Here is a 23,026-nt window from a genome sequence, read left to right as displayed (position 1 = left end):
GGGAAGTCGTGAGCCTATCGATACTCAGCGCGGACTGTCGCAGCCGGCTTTACCGGATTGTGTGGGAGACGATCGAAGGTGAAAGCGTGCACGCTTTCATCCTGGCGGGCTCGCGGGCGGAGGCGAAATATCTGTTGCACAAGGCCATTGTCCTTCTCGGTCGGGAGCCTGACGACGAACCGTCTCTGTTCAATCTGAACTCGTTCGAAGACCTGGTCAACGAGGGAATCAGTGAGGACGAGGATCTGCGCGTGTTCGAAACGGGCTGGAGCCGGGAGGATGGTGAAATGCGGCCGAACTGGATGACGCGCCCACTTTTTCTGCTGCACGATCCGACCTTGCTCGGCAAGTGGACAGAGTTGCAGGCGGATCTCGCTGCACAGTACACCCGCGACGTGATCGGACGGGCGGGGCGGGGACGATGAACAGCATCGTGTGTCACCCCTTCTATCAGATTGCCCAGGGCGGCGCAATGGTGCTTCCCGAAGTTCAGCAGCTAACGGCGGCGCAGCTGGCGTTCACCGGGTATCTGGACAAGTGGGCCGTGACGGATAAGAGCGGCAACCCACGCTGTGCCGACACCTATAGAGAAGCGCCCTAACGTGACCGCCCTCTACACGCCAATGATCGGGCAGGTATCCGACATTGATGTGCGGCTGTACAGCCATCTTTTCCAGTGCCAGATGACGCATCGCGCGTTCGAACGTGCACTCGGGTCCTTCGAGGAGGTCGACAAGGTTTTTCGGGTGGGGCAGAAGGTGCGTGCGGAGTCGCTCCGGTCAGGGGAACCGCTGACGCAGGCGTTTCGAGAAGAACACGCGCATCTGGAAGCGATGATCCAGTTTCATGCGACGCGGGCAGTGCGAGCGTGGAACTACTGCACGGAGCACGCAGAGCTGGCCACGTATTTTCTCGATCGTCTGGTCTTTAACCGTTGGCCACGACCACTGGCACGACTGCGTATGCGTTGGAGGCCGAACGACATCGACCGGCGCTTCGCGAATCTGCTTCGCACGGGCGAAATGCCGAAGGGCGAGGGCACCGAGTGAACACGGCAGATGACCTATCCGGAACCGAAAATCAGTTATTCCCATGACCCAACGTTCTCTGAAAACCACCATTGCCGATCGCCCTGTGACAGTCCAGATGGGCTGGGACGCTCGATTGCAGTACCACTTCATGGTGATCGATTTTGACGACAGCGACGACGATGAGCCGCTGTACAGCAACCTATCCGACGAGAGTGCAGGCCTGGCAGGGCAGCTCAAGTATTTCGCGAAGAAGGCGCGGTCGTTCGGCATCGAGATACCGCAAGCCATGTTGGCCAAACTCCAGACCGACGAGGCGCTGAATCTCGGCAATGCAACATCGACCTTCGATGCAGCCGGCATCGAGCGGCAGGAGTAACGGTGGGCCGCCCGCGCATTCAATGGGACGATACGCAACTGCGCTTGATCATGAGCGGGATCGAGCGTTATGACCGGCAGTTTCCGCAGGACAACGCGCGCTTTCTGGACGCGGTGATTGACGAGATCCGCCTCGTCACCGGAAGGCTGTATGGCGTGTCGACCTACGTCCGTTTATTGGGCGTCACTGTTGTCACACGTCGTCCAGGAACGACTACGATTCAGAAGGCGATCGATCGCGCGCAGGCACTGACGCCGGGTACGTTGCCCGCCGGCGACAATTCTGAGGCACCGAGTTTCGACGTGCACACGCTGCGTCGCGCGGTGGAGCCGGTTGTCCGGGACGCACTTGGACCCGTGCACGAGCTGCTCGCCCAACTGTTGGCGACCAGGCCGTCGCCTAGCGACGGACCCAGCACGATGCCGGCAGGCGACGAGGCGATTCACGCGAGATTGACCCAGACGGCTTTGGAGGACGCACACGCACGCGTGCGCCGCCTCGAGGAAGACAACGGACGGCTCAGGCGCGAACTAGGTCAGGCAGAAGCGCACGCATCGATCGCCGAGACGCGCATCGCGCATCTGCTTGTAGAGTTGCATGCCACGATCGCTGAGTCGTCGAGCGGCGCGAGAGCGTTGGCGAAAGTCGCGGAGCAACTACGCGGGACTGAGCAGTTCCTAAAACTCCAAAACGACTCCGTTCACCTGCAGGCGACCGCCGAGGCGGACGCCTTGCGTCGGCACGTAAAACAGCTGCAGGAGCGCGTAGACCACCTGCTTCTCGACAATGACCAGTATCGCCGAGCACTGGTTGCGAAGGGCGGCAAGTAATCGAAGGACGGTCGAAGCCTTCAAGTCCAGGGGCCTTCAGGAGACGTACGCTAGCCGTACAACAACCTCACTGTGTCCGTGCTACATGTAGCAACGGATCCATTGATGTAATCTTGGAAAGCTTGTTTTTATTTTTGAATGCACTGGCGCTCTCCGTGGAGTAACTGCAGGAACGCGTCGACGGCCTGCTTCTCGACAAAGAAAATTGGACTTACGGATGGCAACGTCGAAGAAACGAAAAAAGGAAAAACCGATGCCCGCGATGTCGAGGCACCTGAAAGCTTTGTTCCTGCCGATGGATCAGTCTTCCGTCAATCAGATTAGTCTTCAGTTTCGGCTGGCGCTCGAAACGATCCGACATGGGGCCGGGAATCGTGCGTCGGCCCATTGCCTGGCTCAAGTGACACTACTAACTGGATTTCTAACGCAAGCGGGACACGGCCTGCTTGAAATCAAATTTCTCGATAGCGTCGAGCGTCAAGTTTCAGATCTACTCGATCATGGTCGCGATTCGGGTGAGTGGCTTTTTCCGCAACCTCTGGTCGAAGCACTTACGGTTATCGTGAACGAGCACGACCGACAACTGCGGGAAACCCGTCTGCAAGCAATTGTTGAAGCGAGCCGCCGATTAGATAAGCTCATACGAAGCAGTCCAGCAAAGCAGCGCCTTGCCGGCTTTGATTCATAGGGATAACCTTCGTCATTCAGAAGGTCCGGACCGACTTCGCTGCAGCGAGTATGAGCGCAGGGTTCTCTCACCAGACAATTTTGCTCGCTTCAATGACGGTGTTATCCAGGCGGCAATATTGAGGGCAAGTAGCGGTGACGAGCTGATCTACGTGGCCACGCACACCGAGAGCTTTAGCAATCAGTTGTGCGACTTGTTGCTCAAGATTATCGAAGGAGCGAAAGACCAAATGGGCGAGGCGCTCTCGGAGTTTGTCCTTGCATTGGGAATGAGCCGTATCCGGCTTGATGCGGATGACAAACGAAGGGTCCTCGAGAAAATTGAGGCGTGTCGGGACCAGTTGCCAACTATCGTTGTTTGCATTGCGCAAGCCATTGAGAATGGAGTTGTTGGTTCACCGCGTTGGGAACCGTGACCAGGCAGAAGGGCCAAAATCGCATCGTAGCGAGTGACAGATTTACCGTCGCAACGGTGGCGGAATTTGTGAGGTCTACGCGGGTCGGGGGTCGAACGCAAGCTGCTAGGAAAGATCGCGAAGACGGCGTGCGACGCGCTGCATATGGCGACCGATAAGATAGCCGCGAATCCGCGGGGCCCCCTAGACAGGCTTGCTTCGCCCACCTCGGTCGTTTAATATCTTCGGTGGCGTCTGGGCCGAACCTGTTCCCGGGTTAAAGCAGACCAAGCTTCCATGTAATCGAGCGGACTCCATTCCGGATCGATGTGTAATCGGGAACCGTCGATCGAATAGCTTGGAGTGCCGTATGACTGCCCCTCTTCTTAGTGCGCCGTCACTTGATGCGCTGAAACGCGCCCTTGTCGACGGATTTCCCCGAGTTAAATCGTCCCACCTGTCTGAAGCACTGGCCTTCGGGCTAGGATTTCGGACCCACGCCTCGCTCAAGAGCGCGCTGGATCAGCCGGAGGCTGAACGGCCCCCGATGTCGCTGGACCTTGAACAGCTACGCGAGCGCTTGTACCAGCTCGGTTATCGCGACGACGAGGCATTCCATATCGCACGGACATCGGTGGAGAAACAGTTTCCGGGATGGCTTCGCGCAGATGCGTTAGATGAGAAGCGAGGCGCCTTGACAGTCGGATTCGATCCATTGAATCTGGAGACCGCGGTCAACGCCGTGATGAAGTCGGCCGCGGAGAAAGAACAGGACATCACGTTCTCAATGGACACCGCGAAGCGCGTTGATTTGCGCGATCGTGATCAGGTACGCACACATCTGATGGATCAGGTCCGCCAGCGCTACGAGCAGGCCAAAAAGCGTCCGGGCGGGGTACGAATCGCCTACATTGAGCGCGTCGTCTTCTCTCCCGTCGGTTTCGTCTTCGAGAAGCACATCGGCGAAATGCATCCGCCGCCGATAGCCGCGGAGACCGGCGGCCCCATCGCCCATCTCGCCTATTTCTGGTCGGTGTTGTGACGCGCCGCTCAGGTACTTTATCGCCCCTCTCGTCAAACGCCCCCTAATAGACGCGTGGCGTGCGATTTCGTCCGTTTCTTGGCGACCTCCCTGGTCGCCGCTTTAACTACGGTTGCCGGTCGAGCCATTTGAGCAATTCGCCCCAGCGTCGGCGCGTTAATCCATTGCTCGAAATGTCGTGTTCGAGGACGATCGAGCTGGAGGCGATTGCACCACGTAGCTGAACGACGTTCTGGATGCCCGTATTCACCAGTATGGAACGGATACTGACTCTCAATCCCGCGAAGGGTCCGAGCGCCGTCATTTCCCGCGTGAGGCCGGCCCTTGTATGGTCGGCGAGCCGATCCGCGATCGCGATCCAGGCGGCGGGTGTCGATACCATTTTGTAGAAGAATGGCAGGCTTTGACTCAAGCCCGGCGACAGAAAACTTGGATCCTCGCCGCTACGTTGCTTAATCAGCGAGCAGACGCTTTTGAACGAAGCAAATGAGCCTGATCGAGGCGATTTCGTTTTGGCGAGTGGGTGTTCGAGGACGTCCAACATCAGGGCGCGGAATACCTGGATGTCGGCGAGTTGCCTGCGTTGAGAGCCTTCTCGCTCATATCTGTTCTGACTGGCGCGGGACGCTTGAATGCGTTGGGCGAGCTCATCACGCTCAGCGTCTCGTGTCGCACGTTGTGCCGCTTCGCGTTCTGCCCACGAGCGATAGCGGGGCAGGGTTGGTAACTCATAGGCGTCGGCATCAGTATCTGTCATCTGTTGTTGGGATTAGCGCGCGGCTTATACCGATTCGCATAGGACTGAGGCCTAACGCTATCGCGATGCGCAATTCCGATTGGCGACTAGAGCAAGTCGAGTTGCTCGATATCGCGGGTCGAGTCCATCGTGCTGACCATCGTCGAGGCACCTGCGGGTGCTGAGTTGCTTGCCTGAGCTGGAGCGGGCCTAAAGTCGCCGGTCGCAATACCGTTCCATTCCGGGGAAAGCACGACGGCGGCGAACGCAACGCCCGGACTTATTTGAATCATGCGCGTCATAGTGTATGCCGTTAGCAGAAAGGTAAGACTGCTGTTATCTCAGCGACCAGCATAAAGGCCAAGCATAGCGCGTGAAGTGTCGAGCGTCGAGAATGCCGACGCAAGGCACGATGTCAGGCCGGTTCCGTTACCCGTCAGATACATCGGGAGGGGATCGGTCTCGGCGCCTGGCGCACCAAAACTAGCCAGAGCCATCTCGGCGGCGCACTGGGCGCCATCCGCTCCGCGAGCGTGGCAGGCAATCGTGCTCGCCTGTTGAGCTAAAGAATTCCAGTCGGCGTGCCGATATACCGACGAGCGTTACTCGGGTTTTTTGTTGACGAAATGAGGAAAATGAAATGGCACTAGGGACGTCGTACGCGCAGGACTGCCTTCGGTCAGTTGGATTGGCGTTGGCATCGCTCGCTGCGCATATTTTGAAGATTGGGTACGACCTGACAGGACCTGTCGCAAACTGGTTTTTCTCGACGCGGCTGCAGCGCGCCATGTTCATCCTTCTCGCGCGCTACAACGCGCCGGTGGTCGTCCTGTGCGCTGCGTCGGCTGTCGCCGTTGCTTTCTATCTGCATCCAACAAGCGGATTCGTAATTGTCCTTGTTGGCCTTCTGCCAATTGCGATTTGGAGCATGTACACGCGGCTGCGTCGAGGCGCGTCGATGCTGATTTCGTCCGTGTATGGGCGCGAGCTGCGCGTGCACCTTCCTGCCACGCACCTGGAGATCAGCGATCGCGCCTCGTTCCGCGACCAGGCCAAACTCGTACTTTCTATCGCGAGAAGCTGTCGCGCAAAATCGGTGACTTTCAATTCCCCGCTCCTGGTATCAGCGTCAACCAGCGAGCTGCTGGCGCGTGCCATCACGCGAGCTGCCGCGATTCTGCACACCGAGATAGCGGTCGAGGTCGAGTCGGAAAAAGAGTTGAGCGCGGTGGACCAAAGCATGTTCGCGGGGCACCAGCGCCGCTATAAGAAGCTGCGCGATGGCCGCCTGGCTGTTGGGCCGAACGGGCGATTCCTGAGTCGCAAGATAATGGTGCAGATGGGTCGGGTTTGACGCAATAACGAAGTGACGTGTGACGTAATGCCCCTGATAGTCCACGAGTTTCAGGGGCGTTTTCATTTGTGGCGGTCTTTTCCGTCTCGTCGAAAAGCGCGTGCCCGACGCGCTATGTGCCTCATTCGCGTTCCGAAACAAACCACTGGCACAGAAATGCGGCCCGTCTGGTTGGCGCAGGGCATCCCGCAGGTTTCCGACCATTGCCTGCCAACAATGCAGCAGTGCACTGCTGCTATCGTATGAAAAAGACCAAATCCTGAAGGTACCCGTAATAGCGATCCGATCTATAACCGAGTTGCACGGAGGCCGCATCGGAAGCGTGCCTATGCGCCAGCCTTGAGCCAATGAAGCAACTCTGGGCGCAACGAATACCGCGGTTCCGCGAACCAGACAGCGAAGTCTGCTTCCCACTGATCGAGTAGATAATCAGTCAGGTCGAATTCTTCGTCGAGCGCGTCTTGGCCGTCTTCGTGAAGGAACACGTAGCGCACTCGCTCGCCGTCCCAGTAGGCAACCGCAAAGTCAGTCAGATCTGCAGTTGTACCGCGCGGCTGATCACGCAGCAACATGGCGACGTGTGCCCCGAATTCTTCGTGCGTCATGCTTATCTCCCTGCCGCGCGCGGCGGCGAATCAACCAATCTTCTTGCCACAAAGCCTGCTGCGAATCTATTCATACGGCTCATAGCGCGATGTTCCGTCATCCCAGAGCAGTTGATATTCAACTTCTGGCCCAAAGACCGACGCGATGTAGCAGATCATGGCCGCGTCGAGGTAGGTATCGCCATGGAACTCGCGGTGGTCTACGAAGATCGAAACTGGCTCGGCATGCGGCCGGCATGCAAAAAAAACAATTCCGCGCCCCGGATCATCGATCTCATCGATGACGATCTGTGCGCGCTCGATGATTGGCTCCGCCAATTCAGGATTCAGTGTGTATCGCGGCCAGTGGGAAATGCTGTCGATATCGGCCGCGGACGCGCGCGGGTTTAAACGGAGCAGTTCCGCTCGTTCGACCCAGCAGTCGAGGGTTGCGTCCGGAAGGTCTGTCGGGTCCATGATGTCTCTCCGAAAAACGGCCTAACTCAGCGCTATCATTAAGGCAGGAGGTGGCCCATGTGCGCAAACTACGATCCATCTAAAGAAATCGATTTCGAGGCATTCAGCGAATTTCCGCGTCCGACCTTTGATTATCCACCTGAGACGTGGAAAGACTACGCGGCGCCCATCCTGCGCATGGACGGCGGTAAGCGGCTGACCGATCCTGCCACCTTCGGCATTGTGCCGCGCAAGCACATTCCCAAGGGTGTGAAGCTTTTCGACACGATGAATGCACGCGCTGAGTCGATCGGGGAGAAGCGCAGCTTCAGCGGAGCATGGAAGAATCTCCAGCTCTGCCTGATCCCGTGTCGCAGTTTTTACGAGCCGAACTACGAGACCGGATCGCCGGTGCGCTGGCGGATCGGCTTGGGCTCTGGCCAGCCACTCGCTCTCGCCGGCCTGTGGCGCGCTTGGAACGATCCAGACGGCCCTTCGTTGTCGTTTTCGATGTTCTTAGGGGTGCAAACAGTTACCTGGCGGAACCGTTTGGTGTAAAGTGGTTTTGCCTTTCCCTATTGCCTCATCGAGGCGAGTAGCGGGAAGGGGTCCGGGGGAGGGGCAATGCCTGTGGATAACTTGACTCTGCAGCGGTGGCGTCAACTCGACGCTGCTACGGTGCTTCGCATCCTTGCAGAACACGCGAAGCCTGACGCCTCCTTCGTGCCGGCCAAGGACGCTGCCACGCGACGTTGGCATGCCAATGTCCGAGGGCGTGAGTTCGAACTATTGTTGACTGGCCCCAAGTTTTGGGGCAGTCGTGCGCAGTGTGGCGGTGGCGGCGCCGTGGACCTTACGATGCACCTCACAGGCTACGGGTTCAGACGCGCTGCGACCGTCCTGAAGGAGCGCGGTCTGTGAGGCTCGTCCTCGCCGACCATCACTGCGTGGTGCAGGGGCGCTCGTTCGCTGGCTTTCCGCTACTCATAAATGACGATGGCACCGCTGTCGAGCCTGCCCAAACGTTTCTCTGGGACGTGTTGACCACGACAGGGCGCGTACAAAGCCCTCTCACATGGACCAAGTACGGCCGTGACCTCTATGACTTTTTTGCCTTCATCTCCGCGAATGGACTTGATTGGCGCGCTCCGCCAGCGCTCAGCATGCCAAGCGTGGTGGACTGGTACCGCGACTGGTCGAAGGGCGAACTTGGTCTGGACTCAAACACTGTCAATTCTCGATTGCGTCTGATTGTTCGGTTCTACCAATGGGCACTCGGACACGGGCACATCGAAGCGCTGCCCTTCCGATACCTGTGCGTTTCGACGTCGCGTGCGCCCGGGCTTCTGGCACATGTCGATATCTCGGAGGGCCGGGCCGTCACGCCGAGCGCGCTTCTCCCCCAGAAGCGAGCCTCCATAAAATTCCTGACCGCTGAACAGGTCGCGGTCTGCATGCGCGCGCTCAACAACGAAACGCACAAGCTGATGTTCGAACTCATGGTGCGCAGCGGCCTGCGGCAGGTCGAGTGCCGAACCTTTCCGCTGAAGTACGTCTTCAATCCGTCCAGGCGCCGTGACCTTACACCGGGTCGCATGATTCGTATCTCGTTGAGTCCGACCGATATGAAGCTCAAGTACAATAAGCCACGCGATATCGACGTGCCGTACCGCCTGATGGACGATCTGTGGTGGTATGCGGCGCGCCATCGACAGAAGCGCGAACGCGTGCTCAACGCCAGCCACCGGCAATCGTCACTCTTCCTCACGGAGAGCGGTCAACAGTACGGCGACACCTCATTTACCGACATCTTTGCTGCGCTGGAACGGCGGGTTGGATTTCGGGTGCGGCCGCATATGCTGCGTCACACCTTCGGTACCTACACCCTGATGCGACTCAGGAAGATGGGTTTTGCCGGAGAACCTCTGCTGTATGTTCGTGACCGGATGGGGCATAGCAGCGTCACCACAACATCGGTGTACCTGCACCTTGTCAATCAGCTCGACGCGCAACTCGTCTTGCAGCATGAAGAGGAACTGGACGCCCTCTTTTCCGGCCAGGTGGCATGACATGGCAGGCAAGCGCAAGAGTTTCAAGGCAGCCGCTCCGGTAATCGTATGGACGGAGCCGGACCGCTCCGAAGAACTGAACGTCGTGATTGTCGTCCCAAAGAACCCATCCGGCGCAGGAGTCATCGATTTGGGCCGCTGGCTGGGCCATGGCATTGATGCCTGGGTGTGGGCTTGCGCTCAGCAATTGAGGGTCTTCTTGCGGGGTAAGTCCGTCGCGGCTAGTACGGTGGTGTCCTACGCCAAAGGCGGTCTTGCATACTTCTTCGAGTTCCTCACCAGTTCGGGCTTCCGGGATGGTCCACTCGATGTCGATCTGCGGCACATCGAACTTTTCGTCACTTGGCTGCGGGAGCACCCAAGGTTGGGCCAGTCCTCGCAGAAGAACGTGTACGCAATGACCAAGTCGGTGCTACTGGGGCTAATGGACCGCGGCTTGATTCCCGCCGGAACGGCCGTTTTCCCCCGCAATCCGTTTCCTGGTATCAACCGTGTCAAGCAGGGGCAAGCTCCCCTTTCGTCGGGCGAACGAGCCCGGCTTGCCGACGCACTACGCACCGACATTGTGGCCGCGCACACCGGCTCATTCGGAGCGTCCGATGGCCAGATGCTGGCAGTTTATGCGCTCGCGTTGGCACTTCGAACGGGGCTGAACACGACGCCGTTGCTCGAGCTCCGGCGCGATTGCTTGAAGCCGCATCCGTTCATGCCGCGAATGCGCCTTCTCGAGACCTTCAAGCGACGCGGAAATGCCACTCAGATCAAGTCATTGCGCTACACACGAACCGACCTGGCGCCGAGATCGATTCCCATGGATGGCGTGGCATTGTTAGAGTATCTATTGAAGCGCAATGAACCACTGGCAGCGGTTGCTCCGCCCGAACTCAGGGACGCAGTATGGCTATACCGAGCACAAGCCATGGCCCATCGCGGCAAACTGACCCGACTCACCGAGCCCGCGCTGAAATACAACATTCACGGATTCGTCCAACGACACAGCCTCGTAGGGGACGACGGCAAGCCGCTGGAGCTCACGATGTCGCGGCTGCGTAAGACCATGGAGAACCGACTTTGGCGGCTGAGCAACGGTGACCTCTTCACGGTGTCCGCGATCATGGGGCACGACCCGAAGGTCGCGGACCAGAGCTATCTAGCTGTGACACCAGAGATGCGTGCCAACGCGACGATCGTGGGCGAGGCACTGCCTGACGCGTATCGGACGGCAGACACGGATACTGAGTGCAAGAGCGCCGGAACTCGCGCTCCCGGGGAAGATTTCGAGCGAACGCCAGTCGGCCGCTGCAAGGACAGCAGGCACGGCGACCGGGCACCCAGGGACGGCACGCACTGCATGGACTTCTTGAGCTGCTTCGGCTGTCGGAGCTACGCGATCGTAGGTTCAAGAGAGGACCTGCACCGGCTCTTCAGCTTCTACTGGTTCCTGGACGGCGAGAGACAGTCGCTTCGATCTCGTGACTGGACCGAACACTTCGCGTCGGTAATGACCCAGATCGACTCCTTCACACTGGACAAGTTCGATCACGCACTGGTGCGCGAAGCAAAGGAATGGGCACGATGCGATCCGCTGAAGTTTTGGCGCCGCCGCGGCGCGGCAAATGAGGCGGGGGTTGTTGATGGCACGTAGAGACTTGTCTGTCCTGACCCAGCAGCCTCTCAGCATCGGTGAGACGGGCAGCGAGCCCTGTGCTTCGATTATCATTAGCGAAGTGATCGACGACTCGGGCGAACGGCATGCGCTGAGCCGCTTCGGCGACGATGTATGGGAGCTGTGGCCATTCTTTACGCAATCGAACGTGACTCCAAGCCACAAGCGTATTGACTGGTCGTGCGTGCCAGCAGACTTCCGTGAGGTAAGCAAGGCGGTGATCTACCGGTACTGGCGCGTCGGTTTGCCTGGACGGCCGAGACCGACTGCTAGAACCATGGCCTCAAGCGTATGGCATCTCGCGGTCTTTTTCGGCTACTTGGAGCGACTCGGGATACTTTCGCTGTCGCAGGTGCAGCAGATCCATCTGTCGAACTTCGTGCATGAGCGGAAGACGGTCGACCGAGTGAAGGCTGGGACTCTCGCCCATAACTTACTAGCCGTTGAGCTTCTTTACCGCTTTGGCGACCAGCACGCGGACCGCCTTGCTTTTCCACCTTGGCCAGGGTTGTCAGCTGCTGCCGTGGCTGGCTGGACTGGGAAGGCGGCTCGCCAGTCCGGCAAGACGCCATTGATTCCGCCACTTGTTCTACAGACGCTGTATTTGCATGCCGAGCGGCTGCTCGATCGCGCTGATGTGTTGCTCGACGAGCGTGACACGGGGATGCGATCCGCGTACAAGGATCCTGAGGTTATATTGCTGCGTCACGCCTGTTTCTTCATGCTCGGAGTCTTGACAGGGATGCGATGTGAGGAGATCGTAGGTATCGAGCTTGGCGCAGGAAGCACGGAGCACAAGGACGGCATCACGTACCACTGGGTCGTCAGCATCGAGCACAAGACGAAGAAGGGCCGAGTCCAGTATCTGATGCCTTCGATCGGCCATCGGATTCTGCAAGTCATGGAGCGCTGGTCTGCGCCGCTACGACGGCTGCTGGAGCAGCGCCTTGCCTTATGGGAAGCCGACACATGTCCCTCGGATCGACACGACCGGCTGAGGCGTATCAGCGAAGCCCGGGCCGACCGTCGGCGACTGTTTTTGGGGCGTGGGAGCCATGACGACTCCGTGCGGGCGATCTCAGGAGTCGCCTGCCGCGGGTGCATGCGTGTATTTGCCCGTTCGGCTGGCATTGACTGGGCGCTCGCGCCGCATCAACTGCGGCGGGTATATGCGTGGACGTTCGTGCGTCATCGCCTCGGCAACCTGTTGTTCCTTAAGGAGCAGTTCAAGCATTCCAGCATTGAGATGACACAGCTCTACGCCGCAAACCCGATGCAGGACGAGACGCTCTACGACGAGTTGCTCGAAGAAATCGACACCCACAAGGTCGAACTTATCCAAGGGTGGATGAGCGAAGACGTGCCGCTCTCAGGTGGCGGCGGCCGACGGATTGCAGCGATACGCGCACACAACTATCCAAACCGGAAGGCGCTCATCGAAGAGACCGCTGATTGGATTAGCATCCGAAGCACCGGTCACTCGTGGTGCCTGGCGCAGGACGAAGGGTGCGGTGGCCAAGGGTTGTACGAGCCCACACGTTGTACGTCCTGCAACGACGCGGTCATCGATAGCGCGTTCGCACTGGCATGGTCGGAGATCTACGCGCATCAGGAGGAGCTCCTGACCGAGGCGAATGATCTCGGCGCCGGAGCGATGTGCCGTGTTCAGCGCGATCTGCGGAAGTCTAGAGAGGTGTTGAGCGATCTAGGAGTGAAACTTTATGGCGACCCGGATGGGTACAAAGCAAACATCAAAGAGTGAATCGGGCGACACGCCCAGGCAGCGAAACCGTCAACAGACCGCACTCGAACTGCGCGCAGCGCTTGGGCGCCTTCAGGCCACGGGTGCAACGCCATCGATTGCCGCAGTGGCTAGAGAGGCGGGCGTATCAGCTGCTCTACTTCACAACAAGTACCCCGACTTCGCGCAAGAGGTGCGGGGGCTGGCAGGCAAGCCCCCGCGCCGGCATCCTGACGACCTGCTCACTGTCCTGGAGCTAGAGCGGAGGAAGATCAAGGAACTGCGAATCGAGATCGAAGGCTGGCGGCAGCAAGTGCGCACGCTGGCTTCAGTCAACGAAGCTCTACGAAGAGAGCTTCAGATGCAGCAGGCTATGGCCAGTGGAAACGTCGTGACGCTCCGACGGCCCCCTGAATGTTGATGAGGCACAGTTCAACACTGATCAAAGGAAACAACCGTTGCTTTCGGGCCATCTAAAATGTGCGGAAAGGTCGATGTACGTCCAAGGCGGTGCGGAGCTACGCGGCCAACATCGACCAGTCAAGGTCGCCTCCGGAATCCGCGACAATTAGACACAAATCGCTCAGGGAGCATTGGGATGTTGATTGCCTTCGGAGGACTACCGGGAACCGGAAAGACAACGGTAGCGCAAACACTCGCACGCAAGCTCGCCGCAGTTTATCTGCGTATCGACACGTTGGAACAGGCATTCATCGCGTCTGGGGACGGGCAGGCGGACATTGGACCTGCCGGCTACCTAGCCGCATATGCCGTTGCGGGCGATAACTTACGGCTCGGGTTGACCGTCGTCGCGGACTCGGTCAATTCCTTGCACATTACGCGTAGCGCCTGGAGAAATGTGGCGTTTGATGCAGGTGTGCAGATTTTCGAGATCGAGTTGATTTGTTCGGACGTCGCGATGCACCGTCACAGGGTCGAGGGGCGAAAGGCTGATATCCCAGGCTTTCAGTTGCCGACATGGAAGAGCGTGCTTGAACGTCAATACGAACCATGGGAGGCAGTGCACCTCGTCGTCGACACCGCAAAGGTTTCGGTCGAGCAAGCCGTCGAATCAATCATGCAGCGCCTGTCGCCGGCACCTCCCGAGAATCGAATGGTTTAGTATCTGACACGCCGAGCATGCTGATTGCATGAGGTAGGGTTCGGCCAGCAAGAGACACTCGAATAAGCAGCCTTCATAGTCGACAATCGATCTCCGTTTCGCGAACAATGAGGCTTTCCTGTTGATGAGAAGGACACGGCATGCCGGATGAGACACCTGGGCGCAACGCGCGACTCTGGAAGCGGACGCTGTTGGCCAAGTCTGGCGCGGGCGTGATACCTGCCAATCTTCGCAACGTAACGCGGGAAGACGTACCCTCGCTAGGCGCGCTTCTTTTTGGCGCGTTTCTCGGAACAATCGATGATGCTGGTCAGGCTATGACCCGATACGAATCAAAGGCAACCGCGATTGTCGCCGGTCGGTACGGGGAATGGATTCCGGCGGCATCGTGGGCGATTGAAGAAACTGACGGTCTTCGATCCGCATGCCTCGTTTGCAATTACAAACCGTATGGCTGTCCAGTAATTGCCGTGGTGGCGACCGCACCTTCGTACAAACGAACGGGTGACGGTGGAAGGTTGGTGGACGCAGCACTGTTGTCGCTCGGGGCGCTCGGTTATCTCGAATGCTGCGCGATGATCACCGTTGGGAACGATGCATCAGAGCAGCTATTCAAAAGTCGCGGCTTCTCGCCTGAAACGGCAGCCCGAACCGGCACAGCCTGAACTGTGTATCCGTCTCAGCGCGGCCAATTTGAGCCGTTCGATCGAAAGTCCTAGATCGCCGACAATTTTGTAACGACGCCTGCCTTTCCATGGGATGTTCAGTTCTGGCTGGCGACAGCAAGTCTCGCCGCCAATCCAGCGAAAACCGAAGCAAGCAGGTATTGCGGGGTTCGAGACGGACGGCGTCGAGCCGCCCACCGGCGGCTAAGTTGACTTGCAGAAAGTATGACCGCTCCGTTCACGATCAGACCGATGAAGTTGAGCACGGTGGCGAGTGTCAAAATCTGAAAGGCCACTGGGCCATCTTGCGGACGCAAAAATTGCGGGAAGAGTGCAAGGACGAACAATGCCATCTTCGGATTCAGCAGATTGGTTAGCAATCCCTGCCCGAATATCTTCCCAACAGGAGAACGGGTACCGCCAGCGGTAGGTGAGATCGGCATGGGGGACGCGCGGAGGGTCTTCCATGCGAGATAGAGCAGATAGACGGCACCCGCGAACCGGACGACATCATAGGCGACGGGAACCGCGAGGAATAACTGGGACAGGCCAAACGCAGCCAGCATAGCGTGGCAATAAGTCCCAACCTGAATCCCGGCAAGCGATGCGAAACCAGCAGATCGTCCTTGAGTAACGCTTCTCGACGCTATGAGCAGCATATCCGGACCGGGAGTCATAGTGAGCGCGAGACAGGCCGCTGAAAAGAGTCCGAGAGTTGCGAGGCTAGGCATGACAGGTCCGCTTGTGCGCAAGGCGCGAAAGGGATCTCAGTTTAATGAACGCGTCTTCTGGGGTCAATCGGGCTGGCTGCCCGCTTTCGGCAGCCAAAGTCGATCCGATTGCAACTGACTCGTCGTGAATTCGACAGCGACCGGCCAGTTTGAGATGTTCGGCGTCCATGCCTACTTCGTTGACAATCGGTGGCAACAACTACGCGTGCGGCCATACCTGCGTGCGACCGGCTATCTACGGTCAGACCTCGACAACGCCTCGGGATCTGGTCTGTTACGCCCTAAAATTCGTGCCGAGACAGCCGCCCAACGCGTAGTAGTGTCGAAATACATAATGCAATGGTTTCCATCGTTCCACATCGATCCGGCGGGTTGGCGCCAGCAGCTCAGTATGAACATGGATTCGCAGAGCCTTCAATTCTGCGGCAACCATAGCATCATCGTCGCTCCCAATCCTGTGCATGCGAACAACCCTCGCTTCGATCTGAATCGGACATTCCGCAACCCGATCGGGCACGATACATTCACTTGCTTTCGTATTCAAATCTGCGCATCGAAACTTGTCACGCTCAAATCGATAGCCCATCTGTTTTTTGTTGTCCGGCACAACTTCGGAGCCCGTGGTCGCCGCAATGGCCTCGACGTTCTTCCACAATGAAGCATCGGGCAAGTTGAGCACCGCTTCCGGGCGCTGGAGAATATTGCTATAGCATCGGCCTGCTGTACTCAACCCGATCATGATTGTGTCCGATAGCGCCCAGTATGACGAAATGGGACTCAGGTTGGTCGCGCCGTCGGGATTCACACTGGAAATTAATGCCACGGGAGTTCCGAAGTACAGGACCGGTAGTTCGACAACATCGGTTTGCATGACGCCCTCGCAAAAGCTCAAAGTCGCCCATTCTCGACGCTACTCCCAGCGATATGTTTCAGCGCGTGATGAAGTATCGGGGTCGAGGCGCCGCGCCGGAGCAGTCTGTATGAGCAGGCATCCCATCGGCGTAGTGCCGAAGACGCAGGGGAAGAGAAACATCGAGCGAGTGTCCGTTCCGGAGCATATCGAAGGGCAGTTCAGGGTCGGGAAGCGCCGACCGCCATCCGGCAAGGACCGGCCACTTTCGGACCTTGGGAGCGGCGGCCAGGATTGTCGACAAATCTGATTGGCCATTTGAAAAAGGATGATCGGCTAGAATCTCTCGCAGAGTGCCGCCAGCGGCTCCAGGCTTTGTGCGCACCGCCTACTCCGGGTACACAACACAATGAAAATTCTAAGCGCTCCTCCGTCCGGCTATCCTGGTCTCTCGCTTCGTCAGCTCGAACGACGTGATTTGCCGTTTTGGTACGCGTATCTGTCGAATCACGATGTTGTTCGACACACTAGCTGGAACCTACAGTCAGAAAATGACCTTCTTCCCATGTTTGACGCGCTTGATTCTGAATTGCCGACCTCAATCAGGCGGCTGGCGATCATCAGTGACGTTTCTGGCGAACTGATCGGCACGATAGGGTTTCACACCGTCTCCGATGTCAACCGTACTGCGGAAATCGCTTACGATCTCGCGCCCGACTATTGGGGAAAAGGAATTGCGAGTGCGGTATGTTCAAGCGTAACGCAATGGTCGTTCTCGGCATTCGGATTCGTCCGAGTTCAAGGAACTGTCCTCGAGACGAACGTGAGTTCAGCACGCGTACTGCAGAAATGCCGGTATCGGCACGAGGGGCTGCTTCGCTCGTTTCGCATGGTCCGTGGCACACCGGGAAATTTCCAACTGTATGCGCGTCTGAACGACGACTAGTCGACGGGGCGGGGCGGAGCCAATACATCCTTTTACAGGCGAGGTACGGCCACTTTGAGACGTTCGACACAGTCACCCAGATCGTTAAAAATCGTTTTCTTTGCGTAAACAAACAGGAGCCCACTTTGCCATCGACGAATCTGCGTCTCTACGCCGATACTCAATTCGCAAGTCCATATGCGATGTCGGCCTTCGTGGCACTTCACGAAAAGGGATTGTCGTTTGAGCTTGTAACCATCGACCTGGCCAACAATGCAAACCTCGAACCTGGGTATGCAGCGAGTTCGCTCACGCAGCGTGTACCTGCGCTGATTCACGGCAGTTTCGCTTTGTCCGAGTCGTCAGCAATAACTGAGTATCTCGACGAGGTCTTTCCGGGCACCTTGTTATACCCAAAAGATGCGATCAGTCGCGCTCGCGCACGCCAAGTCCAAGCGTGGCTGCGAAGCGATCTCATGCCCATCCGGCAAGAGCGCTCCACTGAGGTGGTATTTTACGGCGCTTCCGCGGCGCCCCTATCTGCTGCAGCACGTACGGCTGCAGGAAAACTGTTTTCTGCTTGCGAGCTATTGCTTACCGACCACTCGCCAAACCTCTTCGGCGAGTGGTGCATCGCAGACGCAGAGCTTGCTCTCATGCTGAACCGGCTCGTTCTGAATGGTGATACGGTACCGGGAAGGTTGGCTGACTACGCTGCGCATCAGTGGCAAAGGCCGTCTGTTCAGCATTGGGTCGCCCTGAATCGCCCCCCGCTGTGAACCCTCGAACTTGCCGCGCGTGCTTCTTTGTTGCTGTTCATGCTGGCGTCTTGGTGTAGGGCACACGATTGGGCGCGCTCGCTGAGTGTCCGCTCTCTGAAAATGCGACTGACTGTTGCGGGTCGCGTGTTGCCGATCGTGGCCGCGTGCGATCCGGTCAATCTATGCTACTGGCATCAGGCGCCGATCGGCCACTAGCGGCCGTTCGGCGTCGCTGCGTAAATCGTTGACCATCGGATCGAAGAGGGGGCTCGCGATCGTTGCGCGCCCATACTCAAACGCCACGGCTCTTCCGATATCATTAGAGTCAGTGCAGATACGACCGCGAGTAATCGCGCTGTGGAATTCATCCAATCGCCGAAGCCAATGACCATCGCATCAATATCCCAGCTTGATCTTTCGAAATTCCCGCGTCGTATTCTTCTTGAGGGGCCGACCCCCATCCAGCACCTTCCTCGCCTGAGTGCCCGCCTTGGTGGCATCAACATTTTCGTTAAGAGAGAGGATTTGAACGGCTTAGGCGGCGGCGGTAACAAGTTGCGAAAGCTCGAGTTCCTGATCGGGGAAGCAATCGCAAGCGGCGCGGACACGATAATCACTGTCGGGGCAAGACAGTCGAACCACGCCCGCCTGACGGCCGCGGCAGCGGCACGTGTCGGTCTCAATTGCGAACTTGTTCTGACTAGAGCGGTGCCGCGTTTCGACACCGACTATATCGACAACGGCAATATCCTGCTTGATAGCCTGTTTGATGCGCGCGTGCATGATTTGCCGGGTTCGGCAAACGCATTGCAATTCGCCGAAGAACGCGCGAACGAGCTGCGAGCGCAAGGTCGAAACGTGTATGTATGCCCGCTCGGCGGCTCAAGTCCCGTCGGCTGTTTGGGGTATGCGGATTGCGCGGCTGAAATCATGGCCCAATCGAACGCAGTTGGTTTGGTCTTCGATCGCATCGTCGTTCCCAACGGAAGCGGCGGAATGCACGCTGGGCTCGTCGCCGGGTTTGTCGCATTGAACTTGAATCCGTCGCTTATCACTGCGTTCACTGTATATGGGCGGGCCGAACAGGCTCATTCCGCCACACTCGATAAAGCAAATCAAACCGCTCGACTCATAGGTACAGATCTGCGCGTTGATAGCACTGCGATCTCGATTGACGAAGCGCAACTCGGATCCGGCTACGGAATCCCAACCGACAGCATGCGCGCCGCTGTTCGCCTGCTGGCATCGACGGAAGGCCTGTTGCTTGATCCCGTATATGGTGGAAAGGCCTTCGCGGGTCTCGTGGAAAGCGCCACCTCCGGAAACTACGTTGCCGGTCAAAATATCCTGTTCGTAATGACCGGTGGGCTTCCGGGGCTTTTTGCTTACCGAAGCGAGTTTTAACTTCGCGTGTTGCGTCGGCAATTTGAGTGGCTGCTTCGAATCGACCTGAAGGTCTCTTCCGGGTCGTTAAGCGCCGATCACGACGGCGCGGCGATGGCCGTCTTATGAAGGGGCGCAGTGGACCAGACAGGCCGACGCTTCGTATGCCGATGCGCCGCCGGACCGCACTATTGCGCTTCGGTTGGACGGCTCCTGGTAACGGTTACCGCTATTGAGAAACGATGCTTACCGTCAATGCCGAGAACCATGCGCTCATGCGGCGCTTTCATAAGCCGGGGGCCGAGAAGCGATCGGTGATCATCTTGCGGCCTGAGCAATACCAAGACTGGCTTGGCTGCCGCACAACGGACGAGGCGCGTTCGTTCCTAAACCTGTTTCCCGCTAACGAGATGGCCGCCGCGCCGGCGCCGATTCCACCGCGGCGCCCGAAACCGAAGTCTGAGGTGAACGAATCGCTCCTGTAGAGCTACGGTTGTGCGGCACATCCTTGGTTCACCAACGCTTACCGGCATATTGACCATCCGTCGGCAATTTGATCATGATGCCACCTTGTGATCCGAGTCGGACGTGCTCGTCTTGTAGGCGAGCTAATAGCGACTTCGCAGCACCAACAATTTTCCCCTGGTTATTTGCTTCCAGGCCGTAATGAATTTCCAGGGCCTCAGCATGCGCTCTATCTATGACGCGCCGGTAGCGCACCACCTCTAGGATTAGCCGACGAAGGGCTGGATCGCGACAAATCCGCCATAGATCACGCAGGTCTCCATTGGAGACGGGCTCGAAATCCTCGATTTTGAGCGACATGATTCTGCATCACAAAAGCTGTATGGATATACAGTATAGGCGATGCGCAGCGTGTCTATCGTTGGTCTGGCGAAACGCAAGGCGCAAAGTGTTCTCGGCTTGTTTCGAAGGTCGCGACTCCAAGGAAAAGGATGTTGTTGCGGGGATGACTTCACGATTCGGATTTTTTTCGTACGATGGCTGCGGTGCACAATCAATGAAATCAAAGACTTAACTTCGCACGTGCTGGCGACATGATTCCCGTTTCTGTGGAAGGTCTGATCTTTCCCCAGTAAGGCTTTGCGGGCGGCTGACGTACGTCTTCGTCCGGATCCTGAAGACAGCCCCAAATGGCTTTATCAGCGCGGTATCGAGGTGTACGACAAAAAAAAGCCACCCCGTGCATGGGGCGGCTTTTTGGTATAGCTTGGCTTAGCAACCCATAGGGGCTGCGACGCGGTTTTAGTGCCAGAGCTTCAGGGCGTCGCCGACGATCAAGACGATCGTTGCTATGGACCCGACGGCGCCGGCAATGACTGCGGACAGCGACAACATGGCTTCCTTGCCATGCGCGCGAGGAAAAAGGCGATGTGCGATGGTAGTCATAGTCGGATCCTCATTGAGCCCAGAAGTGGGCGTAACCAAATAATGCGGCAGAAAACACAGTGAATATTATAGTATAAAACGCGGTCGGATAGTCCTTGGCGAAAGTCCGCCAGGCAAAGCCGTCCAGCGCGTCAGCCGTATCCACCGCACCTTTCGTCGCGAAATACCCGCTCGTGTAAACCAGTCCGAGCAACGCAACGAAAACCACCGGTGCCCAATTGGGCAGTCCATGCTTTCTGATGCCGTCGAGTGTATCGGAGACGGCCGCAAAGCACATCAGCAGGCCGACCCATCCAAGCTGCCCGTCCTTGAACAGCATGACGATCCGGCGTCTTCTGAGCGCGTCCAACCTCTCAGCGTCGTCCCGAATGTTACGCGCGGACACGATTTCCAGCCACATACCCAAAATGGGTGCGATGACTGGAAGCACGAGGTTGATGAACAACCACATTACACCTTCAAGCATATCTGTTTTTCTCCGTAGAAGCGCTCCGGTCGCCCGCCTTTCCGCCATACCAGACAGGTTCGTCCAGCGTGCGTGAGCGCAATCATATACATGGCGTTCGGATATGCGCCGCCACAAAAAACTCAACGCGACTTTTCTTTGTCGCGACATTCCTTGTGCTTAGTTCATCGCCCGGTAGCACGGGCTTACACAAGGAGATTTCTCAATGAGCAGCGAAACGAACATTCGGGCGAGCGGGGTAGCGATTGTAATAGCAGGTTCGGTCGACGGAGGGTTGAACTCAGACGTAGTGCTTTCGTCCCAGGCGCTGCGCGACCGATACCCTAGAAAGGGCAGCATGCCAGCGGAGTTCGTCGAGAAGCTGTACGAGCTGCGTGAAATGGAAGTAAGGCACTTGGCACTGTTGCCCGAGATCTCGCCAACGCATCTCCATGGTCTGGATTGGGGCGCCCGCGCCCTTGTCGCAGATCTGCTCTTCACGCGTTGCAACGCCGATGCACAGCGCGCGCTGTTAGATGATTCGCACCATTTCGTGCGCAGCACCGCTGCCCTGGTTGCCAGGAGAGCGGCGGACGCTTCACCTCATCCATCAAAAGCCACCGCATCACGAGTCGATGCGATCGATCGCCGGGAAGCAATCGCGCAGGAGCTCGCAGCGGCAGGGTGTCGCATGGAGTACGACCCGGGCGCAATGCTCGGCGAGGGACATTTGCTGATTCGCGTCGCGGATGGTGAGATGGTCGACGAGCCAGATGATCCGATCGCACATCTTGCGAAGGAATGGTCGGATCTTACCGATGCAGCCGAGAGTGACGGAACCTAGCGATTGCAAACCACGAACCGCGCTTCCTTTCGAAGCGCGGTTTTTTTTGTCCTCACATCTCCTGGGCTCAGTTCATTGTCCGCAGCCGCGGACTTACTTTCAGGAGATCGAATGATGGAAAGCGTACAGGTTGAAGTTGCAGACAAAGCAATCGAGATTCTTCAGCGAACCCGCGATGGCGACACGTTGGAGGCGAGAGACCTCAAACTCGTCGAACAGGCGGTAAACGGTGCGTTGAACGAGGCGGGCAGGGATCTTTTCGAAAAGCTCCATAGCTCGGTAATTTCGGGAGCGTATGCAACCACGCGTCACTGGTTTCACGGCATAGAGCATCTGACTCGTGATCATCAAGGGTACGTGTTCTGGAAGGGCAGGCAGATCGAGCATTACTCGCACAGCGATCCTGCCGAGAGCAGACGCGACGCGCTCGAGCTTGCGGAGCGCTGTCGTGCACTCGAGTCAAAAGGGTTTCGCGTCTCAGGAGGCGCACTCAGTCGGATCTGTATGCTGCAAGCGCCGGCCGACACCCCCTGGCTACTCGCACTGCAGCGATATTACTGCTTCTTTGAACCTTCGGAAGGGCGATTCCCACTGACGGATGAGATCTACGGAATCTTCTACCGTACCTCAGCAGTCGGCGGTGTGGTAGTTGTTTCCCGCAATGCAGAAGGGCTCCTGATCCAGCGACGGGACAGCGGGTATCAGGCTTTCCATGAGTTGCAGGACAGGGGACTCACGAGTATGAAGGTCGACCCAGACTATGCAGAGATCTGTCGTAGATTGGAGCTGATGGACATCACGCCAGCAGTACTTGATGCTGCAATTTCCGGAGCGTAGGCGACAGCCTTACCACCACAACACAATGCCCGCGATCTCCCCGAGACGCGGGCTTTTTCTCGTCAGCTGCATTCACCTTTCATGG

30 protein-coding genes are annotated in these 23,026 nt (G+C 57.8%); 21 read left to right on the top strand and 9 right to left on the bottom strand.

Annotated features, from left to right (window positions below):
* The first annotated feature begins 8 nt into the window (after window positions 1-8).
* The 8 genes from ACSQ8V_RS38350 (at window position 9) to ACSQ8V_RS38315 (ending at window position 4,361) form a co-directional block, all read left to right on the top strand.
* On the top strand, window positions 9-425 hold the full coding sequence (locus tag ACSQ8V_RS38350) for a hypothetical protein (RefSeq protein ID WP_436209348.1): 417 nt from the start codon (window positions 9-11) through the stop codon (window positions 423-425).
* The gene (locus tag ACSQ8V_RS38345) at window positions 422-601 is read left to right on the top strand and encodes a hypothetical protein (protein ID WP_165989538.1); all 180 of its coding nucleotides are present in this window, start codon (window positions 422-424) and stop codon (window positions 599-601) included. The genes ACSQ8V_RS38350 and ACSQ8V_RS38345 overlap by 4 nt, the downstream gene beginning before the upstream one ends.
* Before the next feature lies 1 nt (window position 602).
* Entirely contained in the window at window positions 603-1,049 is a 447-nt protein-coding gene (locus tag ACSQ8V_RS38340) for a hypothetical protein (protein ID WP_165989539.1), read from the top strand.
* Window positions 1,050-1,092: 43 nt separating this feature from the next.
* Window positions 1,093-1,407: a hypothetical protein gene (locus ACSQ8V_RS38335; protein WP_436209347.1), complete on the top strand. Its 315-nt coding sequence runs from the start codon at window positions 1,093-1,095 to the stop codon at window positions 1,405-1,407.
* Window positions 1,408-1,409: 2 nt separating this feature from the next.
* Window positions 1,410-2,237 carry a hypothetical protein gene (locus ACSQ8V_RS38330; RefSeq protein WP_436209346.1) on the top strand — a complete coding sequence of 276 codons (828 nt, stop codon included), beginning with the start codon at window positions 1,410-1,412 and terminating at the stop codon, window positions 2,235-2,237.
* A gap of 217 nt (window positions 2,238-2,454) precedes the next feature.
* The gene (locus ACSQ8V_RS38325; protein ID WP_436209345.1) at window positions 2,455-2,925 is read left to right on the top strand and encodes a Fis family transcriptional regulator; all 471 of its coding nucleotides are present in this window, start codon (window positions 2,455-2,457) and stop codon (window positions 2,923-2,925) included.
* Window positions 2,906-3,340, top strand: a complete 435-nt coding sequence (locus ACSQ8V_RS38320) for a hypothetical protein (RefSeq protein ID WP_436209344.1) — start codon at window positions 2,906-2,908, stop codon at window positions 3,338-3,340. Before ACSQ8V_RS38325 ends, ACSQ8V_RS38320 begins: the two co-directional genes overlap by 20 nt.
* 349 nt (window positions 3,341-3,689) lie before the next feature.
* Window positions 3,690-4,361, top strand: a complete 672-nt coding sequence (locus ACSQ8V_RS38315; protein ID WP_436209343.1) for a hypothetical protein — start codon at window positions 3,690-3,692, stop codon at window positions 4,359-4,361.
* A gap of 106 nt (window positions 4,362-4,467) precedes the next feature.
* On the opposite strand, the gene ACSQ8V_RS38310 is transcribed toward ACSQ8V_RS38315, so the two are convergent.
* Together ACSQ8V_RS38310 and ACSQ8V_RS38305 are read right to left on the bottom strand one after the other, a co-directional pair.
* On the bottom strand, window positions 4,468-5,118 hold the full coding sequence (locus ACSQ8V_RS38310) for a hypothetical protein (protein WP_436209342.1): 651 nt from the start codon (window positions 5,116-5,118) through the stop codon (window positions 4,468-4,470).
* Between the two features lie 86 nt (window positions 5,119-5,204).
* Entirely contained in the window at window positions 5,205-5,390 is a 186-nt protein-coding gene (locus ACSQ8V_RS38305) for a hypothetical protein (protein WP_436209341.1), read from the bottom strand.
* Window positions 5,391-5,737: 347 nt separating this feature from the next.
* Between ACSQ8V_RS38305 and ACSQ8V_RS38300 the strand changes: the two genes are divergently transcribed.
* Window positions 5,738-6,451: a hypothetical protein gene (locus ACSQ8V_RS38300; RefSeq protein WP_165989554.1), complete on the top strand. Its 714-nt coding sequence runs from the start codon at window positions 5,738-5,740 to the stop codon at window positions 6,449-6,451.
* A 326-nt stretch (window positions 6,452-6,777) separates the two neighbouring features.
* On the opposite strand, the gene ACSQ8V_RS38295 is transcribed toward ACSQ8V_RS38300, so the two are convergent.
* Together ACSQ8V_RS38295 and ACSQ8V_RS38290 are read right to left on the bottom strand one after the other, a co-directional pair.
* Window positions 6,778-7,056 carry a hypothetical protein gene (locus ACSQ8V_RS38295; RefSeq protein WP_436209340.1) on the bottom strand — a complete coding sequence of 93 codons (279 nt, stop codon included), beginning with the start codon at window positions 7,054-7,056 and terminating at the stop codon, window positions 6,778-6,780.
* A 66-nt stretch (window positions 7,057-7,122) separates the two neighbouring features.
* Window positions 7,123-7,512 carry a phage protein NinX family protein gene (locus ACSQ8V_RS38290; protein ID WP_436209339.1) on the bottom strand — a complete coding sequence of 130 codons (390 nt, stop codon included), beginning with the start codon at window positions 7,510-7,512 and terminating at the stop codon, window positions 7,123-7,125.
* Between the two features lie 57 nt (window positions 7,513-7,569).
* On the opposite strand from ACSQ8V_RS38290, the gene ACSQ8V_RS38285 reads away from it, so the two are divergent.
* From ACSQ8V_RS38285 to ACSQ8V_RS38260, 6 genes are all read left to right on the top strand, one after another.
* The gene (locus tag ACSQ8V_RS38285) at window positions 7,570-8,049 is read left to right on the top strand and encodes an SOS response-associated peptidase family protein (protein ID WP_436209338.1); all 480 of its coding nucleotides are present in this window, start codon (window positions 7,570-7,572) and stop codon (window positions 8,047-8,049) included.
* A 359-nt stretch (window positions 8,050-8,408) separates the two neighbouring features.
* Complete coding sequence (locus ACSQ8V_RS38280) at window positions 8,409-9,560, top strand: tyrosine-type recombinase/integrase (protein ID WP_436209337.1); 1,152 nt, start codon at window positions 8,409-8,411, stop codon at window positions 9,558-9,560.
* A gap of 1 nt (window position 9,561) precedes the next feature.
* Complete coding sequence (locus ACSQ8V_RS38275; protein WP_436209336.1) at window positions 9,562-11,205, top strand: hypothetical protein; 1,644 nt, start codon at window positions 9,562-9,564, stop codon at window positions 11,203-11,205.
* 4 nt (window positions 11,206-11,209) lie between these two features.
* Complete coding sequence (locus ACSQ8V_RS38270; protein ID WP_436209335.1) at window positions 11,210-12,988, top strand: tyrosine-type recombinase/integrase; 1,779 nt, start codon at window positions 11,210-11,212, stop codon at window positions 12,986-12,988.
* Window positions 12,960-13,388 (top strand): TetR family transcriptional regulator, encoded by a 429-nt coding sequence (locus tag ACSQ8V_RS38265; protein ID WP_436209334.1) that lies wholly within the window; start codon window positions 12,960-12,962, stop codon window positions 13,386-13,388. The genes ACSQ8V_RS38270 and ACSQ8V_RS38265 overlap by 29 nt, the downstream gene beginning before the upstream one ends.
* A 177-nt stretch (window positions 13,389-13,565) precedes the next feature.
* Complete coding sequence (locus ACSQ8V_RS38260) at window positions 13,566-14,090, top strand: AAA family ATPase (RefSeq protein WP_436209333.1); 525 nt, start codon at window positions 13,566-13,568, stop codon at window positions 14,088-14,090.
* A 763-nt stretch (window positions 14,091-14,853) separates the two neighbouring features.
* Here the strand turns inward: ACSQ8V_RS38260 and ACSQ8V_RS38255 are convergent.
* Together ACSQ8V_RS38255 and ACSQ8V_RS38250 are read right to left on the bottom strand one after the other, a co-directional pair.
* The gene (locus tag ACSQ8V_RS38255; RefSeq protein ID WP_436209332.1) at window positions 14,854-15,486 is read right to left on the bottom strand and encodes a LysE family translocator; all 633 of its coding nucleotides are present in this window, start codon (window positions 15,484-15,486) and stop codon (window positions 14,854-14,856) included.
* A gap of 274 nt (window positions 15,487-15,760) precedes the next feature.
* A complete protein-coding gene (locus tag ACSQ8V_RS38250) occupies window positions 15,761-16,357 on the bottom strand; it encodes a flavin reductase family protein (RefSeq protein WP_436209331.1) in 597 nt (198 codons plus the stop codon).
* Window positions 16,358-16,745: 388 nt separating this feature from the next.
* Here ACSQ8V_RS38250 and ACSQ8V_RS38245 point away from each other — a divergent pair, with 388 nt between their 5' ends.
* The 4 genes from ACSQ8V_RS38245 (at window position 16,746) to ACSQ8V_RS38230 (ending at window position 19,890) form a co-directional block, all read left to right on the top strand.
* Complete coding sequence (locus ACSQ8V_RS38245; RefSeq protein WP_436209330.1) at window positions 16,746-17,282, top strand: GNAT family N-acetyltransferase; 537 nt, start codon at window positions 16,746-16,748, stop codon at window positions 17,280-17,282.
* A 125-nt stretch (window positions 17,283-17,407) separates the two neighbouring features.
* Window positions 17,408-18,040: a glutathione transferase gene (yfcF, locus tag ACSQ8V_RS38240; RefSeq protein WP_436209329.1), complete on the top strand. Its 633-nt coding sequence runs from the start codon at window positions 17,408-17,410 to the stop codon at window positions 18,038-18,040.
* 366 nt (window positions 18,041-18,406) lie between these two features.
* A complete protein-coding gene (locus ACSQ8V_RS38235; protein ID WP_436209328.1) occupies window positions 18,407-19,426 on the top strand; it encodes a D-cysteine desulfhydrase family protein in 1,020 nt (339 codons plus the stop codon).
* Window positions 19,427-19,647: 221 nt separating this feature from the next.
* The gene (locus tag ACSQ8V_RS38230; RefSeq protein ID WP_436209327.1) at window positions 19,648-19,890 is read left to right on the top strand and encodes a hypothetical protein; all 243 of its coding nucleotides are present in this window, start codon (window positions 19,648-19,650) and stop codon (window positions 19,888-19,890) included.
* Window positions 19,891-19,918: 28 nt separating this feature from the next.
* Here the strand turns inward: ACSQ8V_RS38230 and ACSQ8V_RS38225 are convergent, their stop codons facing one another.
* From ACSQ8V_RS38225 to ACSQ8V_RS38215, 3 genes are all read right to left on the bottom strand, one after another.
* Window positions 19,919-20,230 (bottom strand): hypothetical protein, encoded by a 312-nt coding sequence (locus tag ACSQ8V_RS38225; RefSeq protein WP_436209326.1) that lies wholly within the window; start codon window positions 20,228-20,230, stop codon window positions 19,919-19,921.
* Between the two features lie 441 nt (window positions 20,231-20,671).
* On the bottom strand, window positions 20,672-20,815 hold the full coding sequence (locus ACSQ8V_RS38220) for a hypothetical protein (RefSeq protein WP_165989563.1): 144 nt from the start codon (window positions 20,813-20,815) through the stop codon (window positions 20,672-20,674).
* A 10-nt stretch (window positions 20,816-20,825) separates the two neighbouring features.
* Entirely contained in the window at window positions 20,826-21,266 is a 441-nt protein-coding gene (locus ACSQ8V_RS38215; RefSeq protein WP_436209325.1) for a hypothetical protein, read from the bottom strand.
* 220 nt (window positions 21,267-21,486) lie between these two features.
* Between ACSQ8V_RS38215 and ACSQ8V_RS38210 the strand changes: the two genes are divergently transcribed.
* Together ACSQ8V_RS38210 and ACSQ8V_RS38205 are read left to right on the top strand one after the other, a co-directional pair.
* Entirely contained in the window at window positions 21,487-22,104 is a 618-nt protein-coding gene (locus ACSQ8V_RS38210) for a hypothetical protein (RefSeq protein ID WP_436209324.1), read from the top strand.
* 111 nt (window positions 22,105-22,215) lie between these two features.
* Entirely contained in the window at window positions 22,216-22,941 is a 726-nt protein-coding gene (locus ACSQ8V_RS38205) for a hypothetical protein (RefSeq protein ID WP_436209323.1), read from the top strand.
* Window positions 22,942-23,026 lie beyond the last annotated feature (85 nt).

Origin of the sequence: Caballeronia sp. LjRoot31, from assembly GCF_964253885.1 — a bacterium.
GTDB lineage: Bacteria > Pseudomonadota > Gammaproteobacteria > Burkholderiales > Burkholderiaceae > Caballeronia.
Note: the sequence above shows the minus strand (reverse complement) of the source record. Positions and strands in the feature narration are given on the sequence as shown.

Excerpts from the sequence above, each read along its gene's own strand:
- ACSQ8V_RS38250 (WP_436209331.1), bottom strand. The coding sequence starts at position 16,357 with ATGCAAACCGATGTTGTCGAACTACCGGTCCTGTACTTCGGAACTCCC.
- ACSQ8V_RS38265 (WP_436209334.1), top strand. The coding sequence starts at position 12,960 with ATGGGTACAAAGCAAACATCAAAGAGTGAATCGGGCGACACGCCCAGG.
- ACSQ8V_RS38300 (WP_165989554.1), top strand. The coding sequence starts at position 5,738 with ATGGCACTAGGGACGTCGTACGCGCAGGACTGCCTTCGGTCAGTTGGA.
- ACSQ8V_RS38335 (WP_436209347.1), top strand. The coding sequence starts at position 1,093 with ATGACCCAACGTTCTCTGAAAACCACCATTGCCGATCGCCCTGTGACA.
- ACSQ8V_RS38325 (WP_436209345.1), top strand. The coding sequence starts at position 2,455 with ATGGCAACGTCGAAGAAACGAAAAAAGGAAAAACCGATGCCCGCGATG.
- ACSQ8V_RS38310 (WP_436209342.1), bottom strand. The coding sequence starts at position 5,118 with ATGACAGATACTGATGCCGACGCCTATGAGTTACCAACCCTGCCCCGC.
- ACSQ8V_RS38315 (WP_436209343.1), top strand. The coding sequence starts at position 3,690 with ATGACTGCCCCTCTTCTTAGTGCGCCGTCACTTGATGCGCTGAAACGC.
- ACSQ8V_RS38295 (WP_436209340.1), bottom strand. The coding sequence starts at position 7,056 with ATGACGCACGAAGAATTCGGGGCACACGTCGCCATGTTGCTGCGTGAT.
- ACSQ8V_RS38230 (WP_436209327.1), top strand. The coding sequence starts at position 19,648 with ATGCTTACCGTCAATGCCGAGAACCATGCGCTCATGCGGCGCTTTCAT.
- ACSQ8V_RS38305 (WP_436209341.1), bottom strand. The coding sequence starts at position 5,390 with ATGATTCAAATAAGTCCGGGCGTTGCGTTCGCCGCCGTCGTGCTTTCC.
- ACSQ8V_RS38210 (WP_436209324.1), top strand. The coding sequence starts at position 21,487 with ATGAGCAGCGAAACGAACATTCGGGCGAGCGGGGTAGCGATTGTAATA.
- ACSQ8V_RS38205 (WP_436209323.1), top strand. The coding sequence starts at position 22,216 with ATGATGGAAAGCGTACAGGTTGAAGTTGCAGACAAAGCAATCGAGATT.
- ACSQ8V_RS38290 (WP_436209339.1), bottom strand. The coding sequence starts at position 7,512 with ATGGACCCGACAGACCTTCCGGACGCAACCCTCGACTGCTGGGTCGAA.
- ACSQ8V_RS38235 (WP_436209328.1), top strand. The coding sequence starts at position 18,407 with ATGACCATCGCATCAATATCCCAGCTTGATCTTTCGAAATTCCCGCGT.
- ACSQ8V_RS38285 (WP_436209338.1), top strand. The coding sequence starts at position 7,570 with ATGTGCGCAAACTACGATCCATCTAAAGAAATCGATTTCGAGGCATTC.
- ACSQ8V_RS38275 (WP_436209336.1), top strand. The coding sequence starts at position 9,562 with ATGGCAGGCAAGCGCAAGAGTTTCAAGGCAGCCGCTCCGGTAATCGTA.
- ACSQ8V_RS38215 (WP_436209325.1), bottom strand. The coding sequence starts at position 21,266 with ATGTGGTTGTTCATCAACCTCGTGCTTCCAGTCATCGCACCCATTTTG.
- ACSQ8V_RS38260 (WP_436209333.1), top strand. The coding sequence starts at position 13,566 with ATGTTGATTGCCTTCGGAGGACTACCGGGAACCGGAAAGACAACGGTA.
- ACSQ8V_RS38220 (WP_165989563.1), bottom strand. The coding sequence starts at position 20,815 with ATGACTACCATCGCACATCGCCTTTTTCCTCGCGCGCATGGCAAGGAA.
- ACSQ8V_RS38345 (WP_165989538.1), top strand. The coding sequence starts at position 422 with ATGAACAGCATCGTGTGTCACCCCTTCTATCAGATTGCCCAGGGCGGC.
- ACSQ8V_RS38255 (WP_436209332.1), bottom strand. The coding sequence starts at position 15,486 with ATGCCTAGCCTCGCAACTCTCGGACTCTTTTCAGCGGCCTGTCTCGCG.
- ACSQ8V_RS38225 (WP_436209326.1), bottom strand. The coding sequence starts at position 20,230 with ATGTCGCTCAAAATCGAGGATTTCGAGCCCGTCTCCAATGGAGACCTG.
- ACSQ8V_RS38245 (WP_436209330.1), top strand. The coding sequence starts at position 16,746 with ATGAAAATTCTAAGCGCTCCTCCGTCCGGCTATCCTGGTCTCTCGCTT.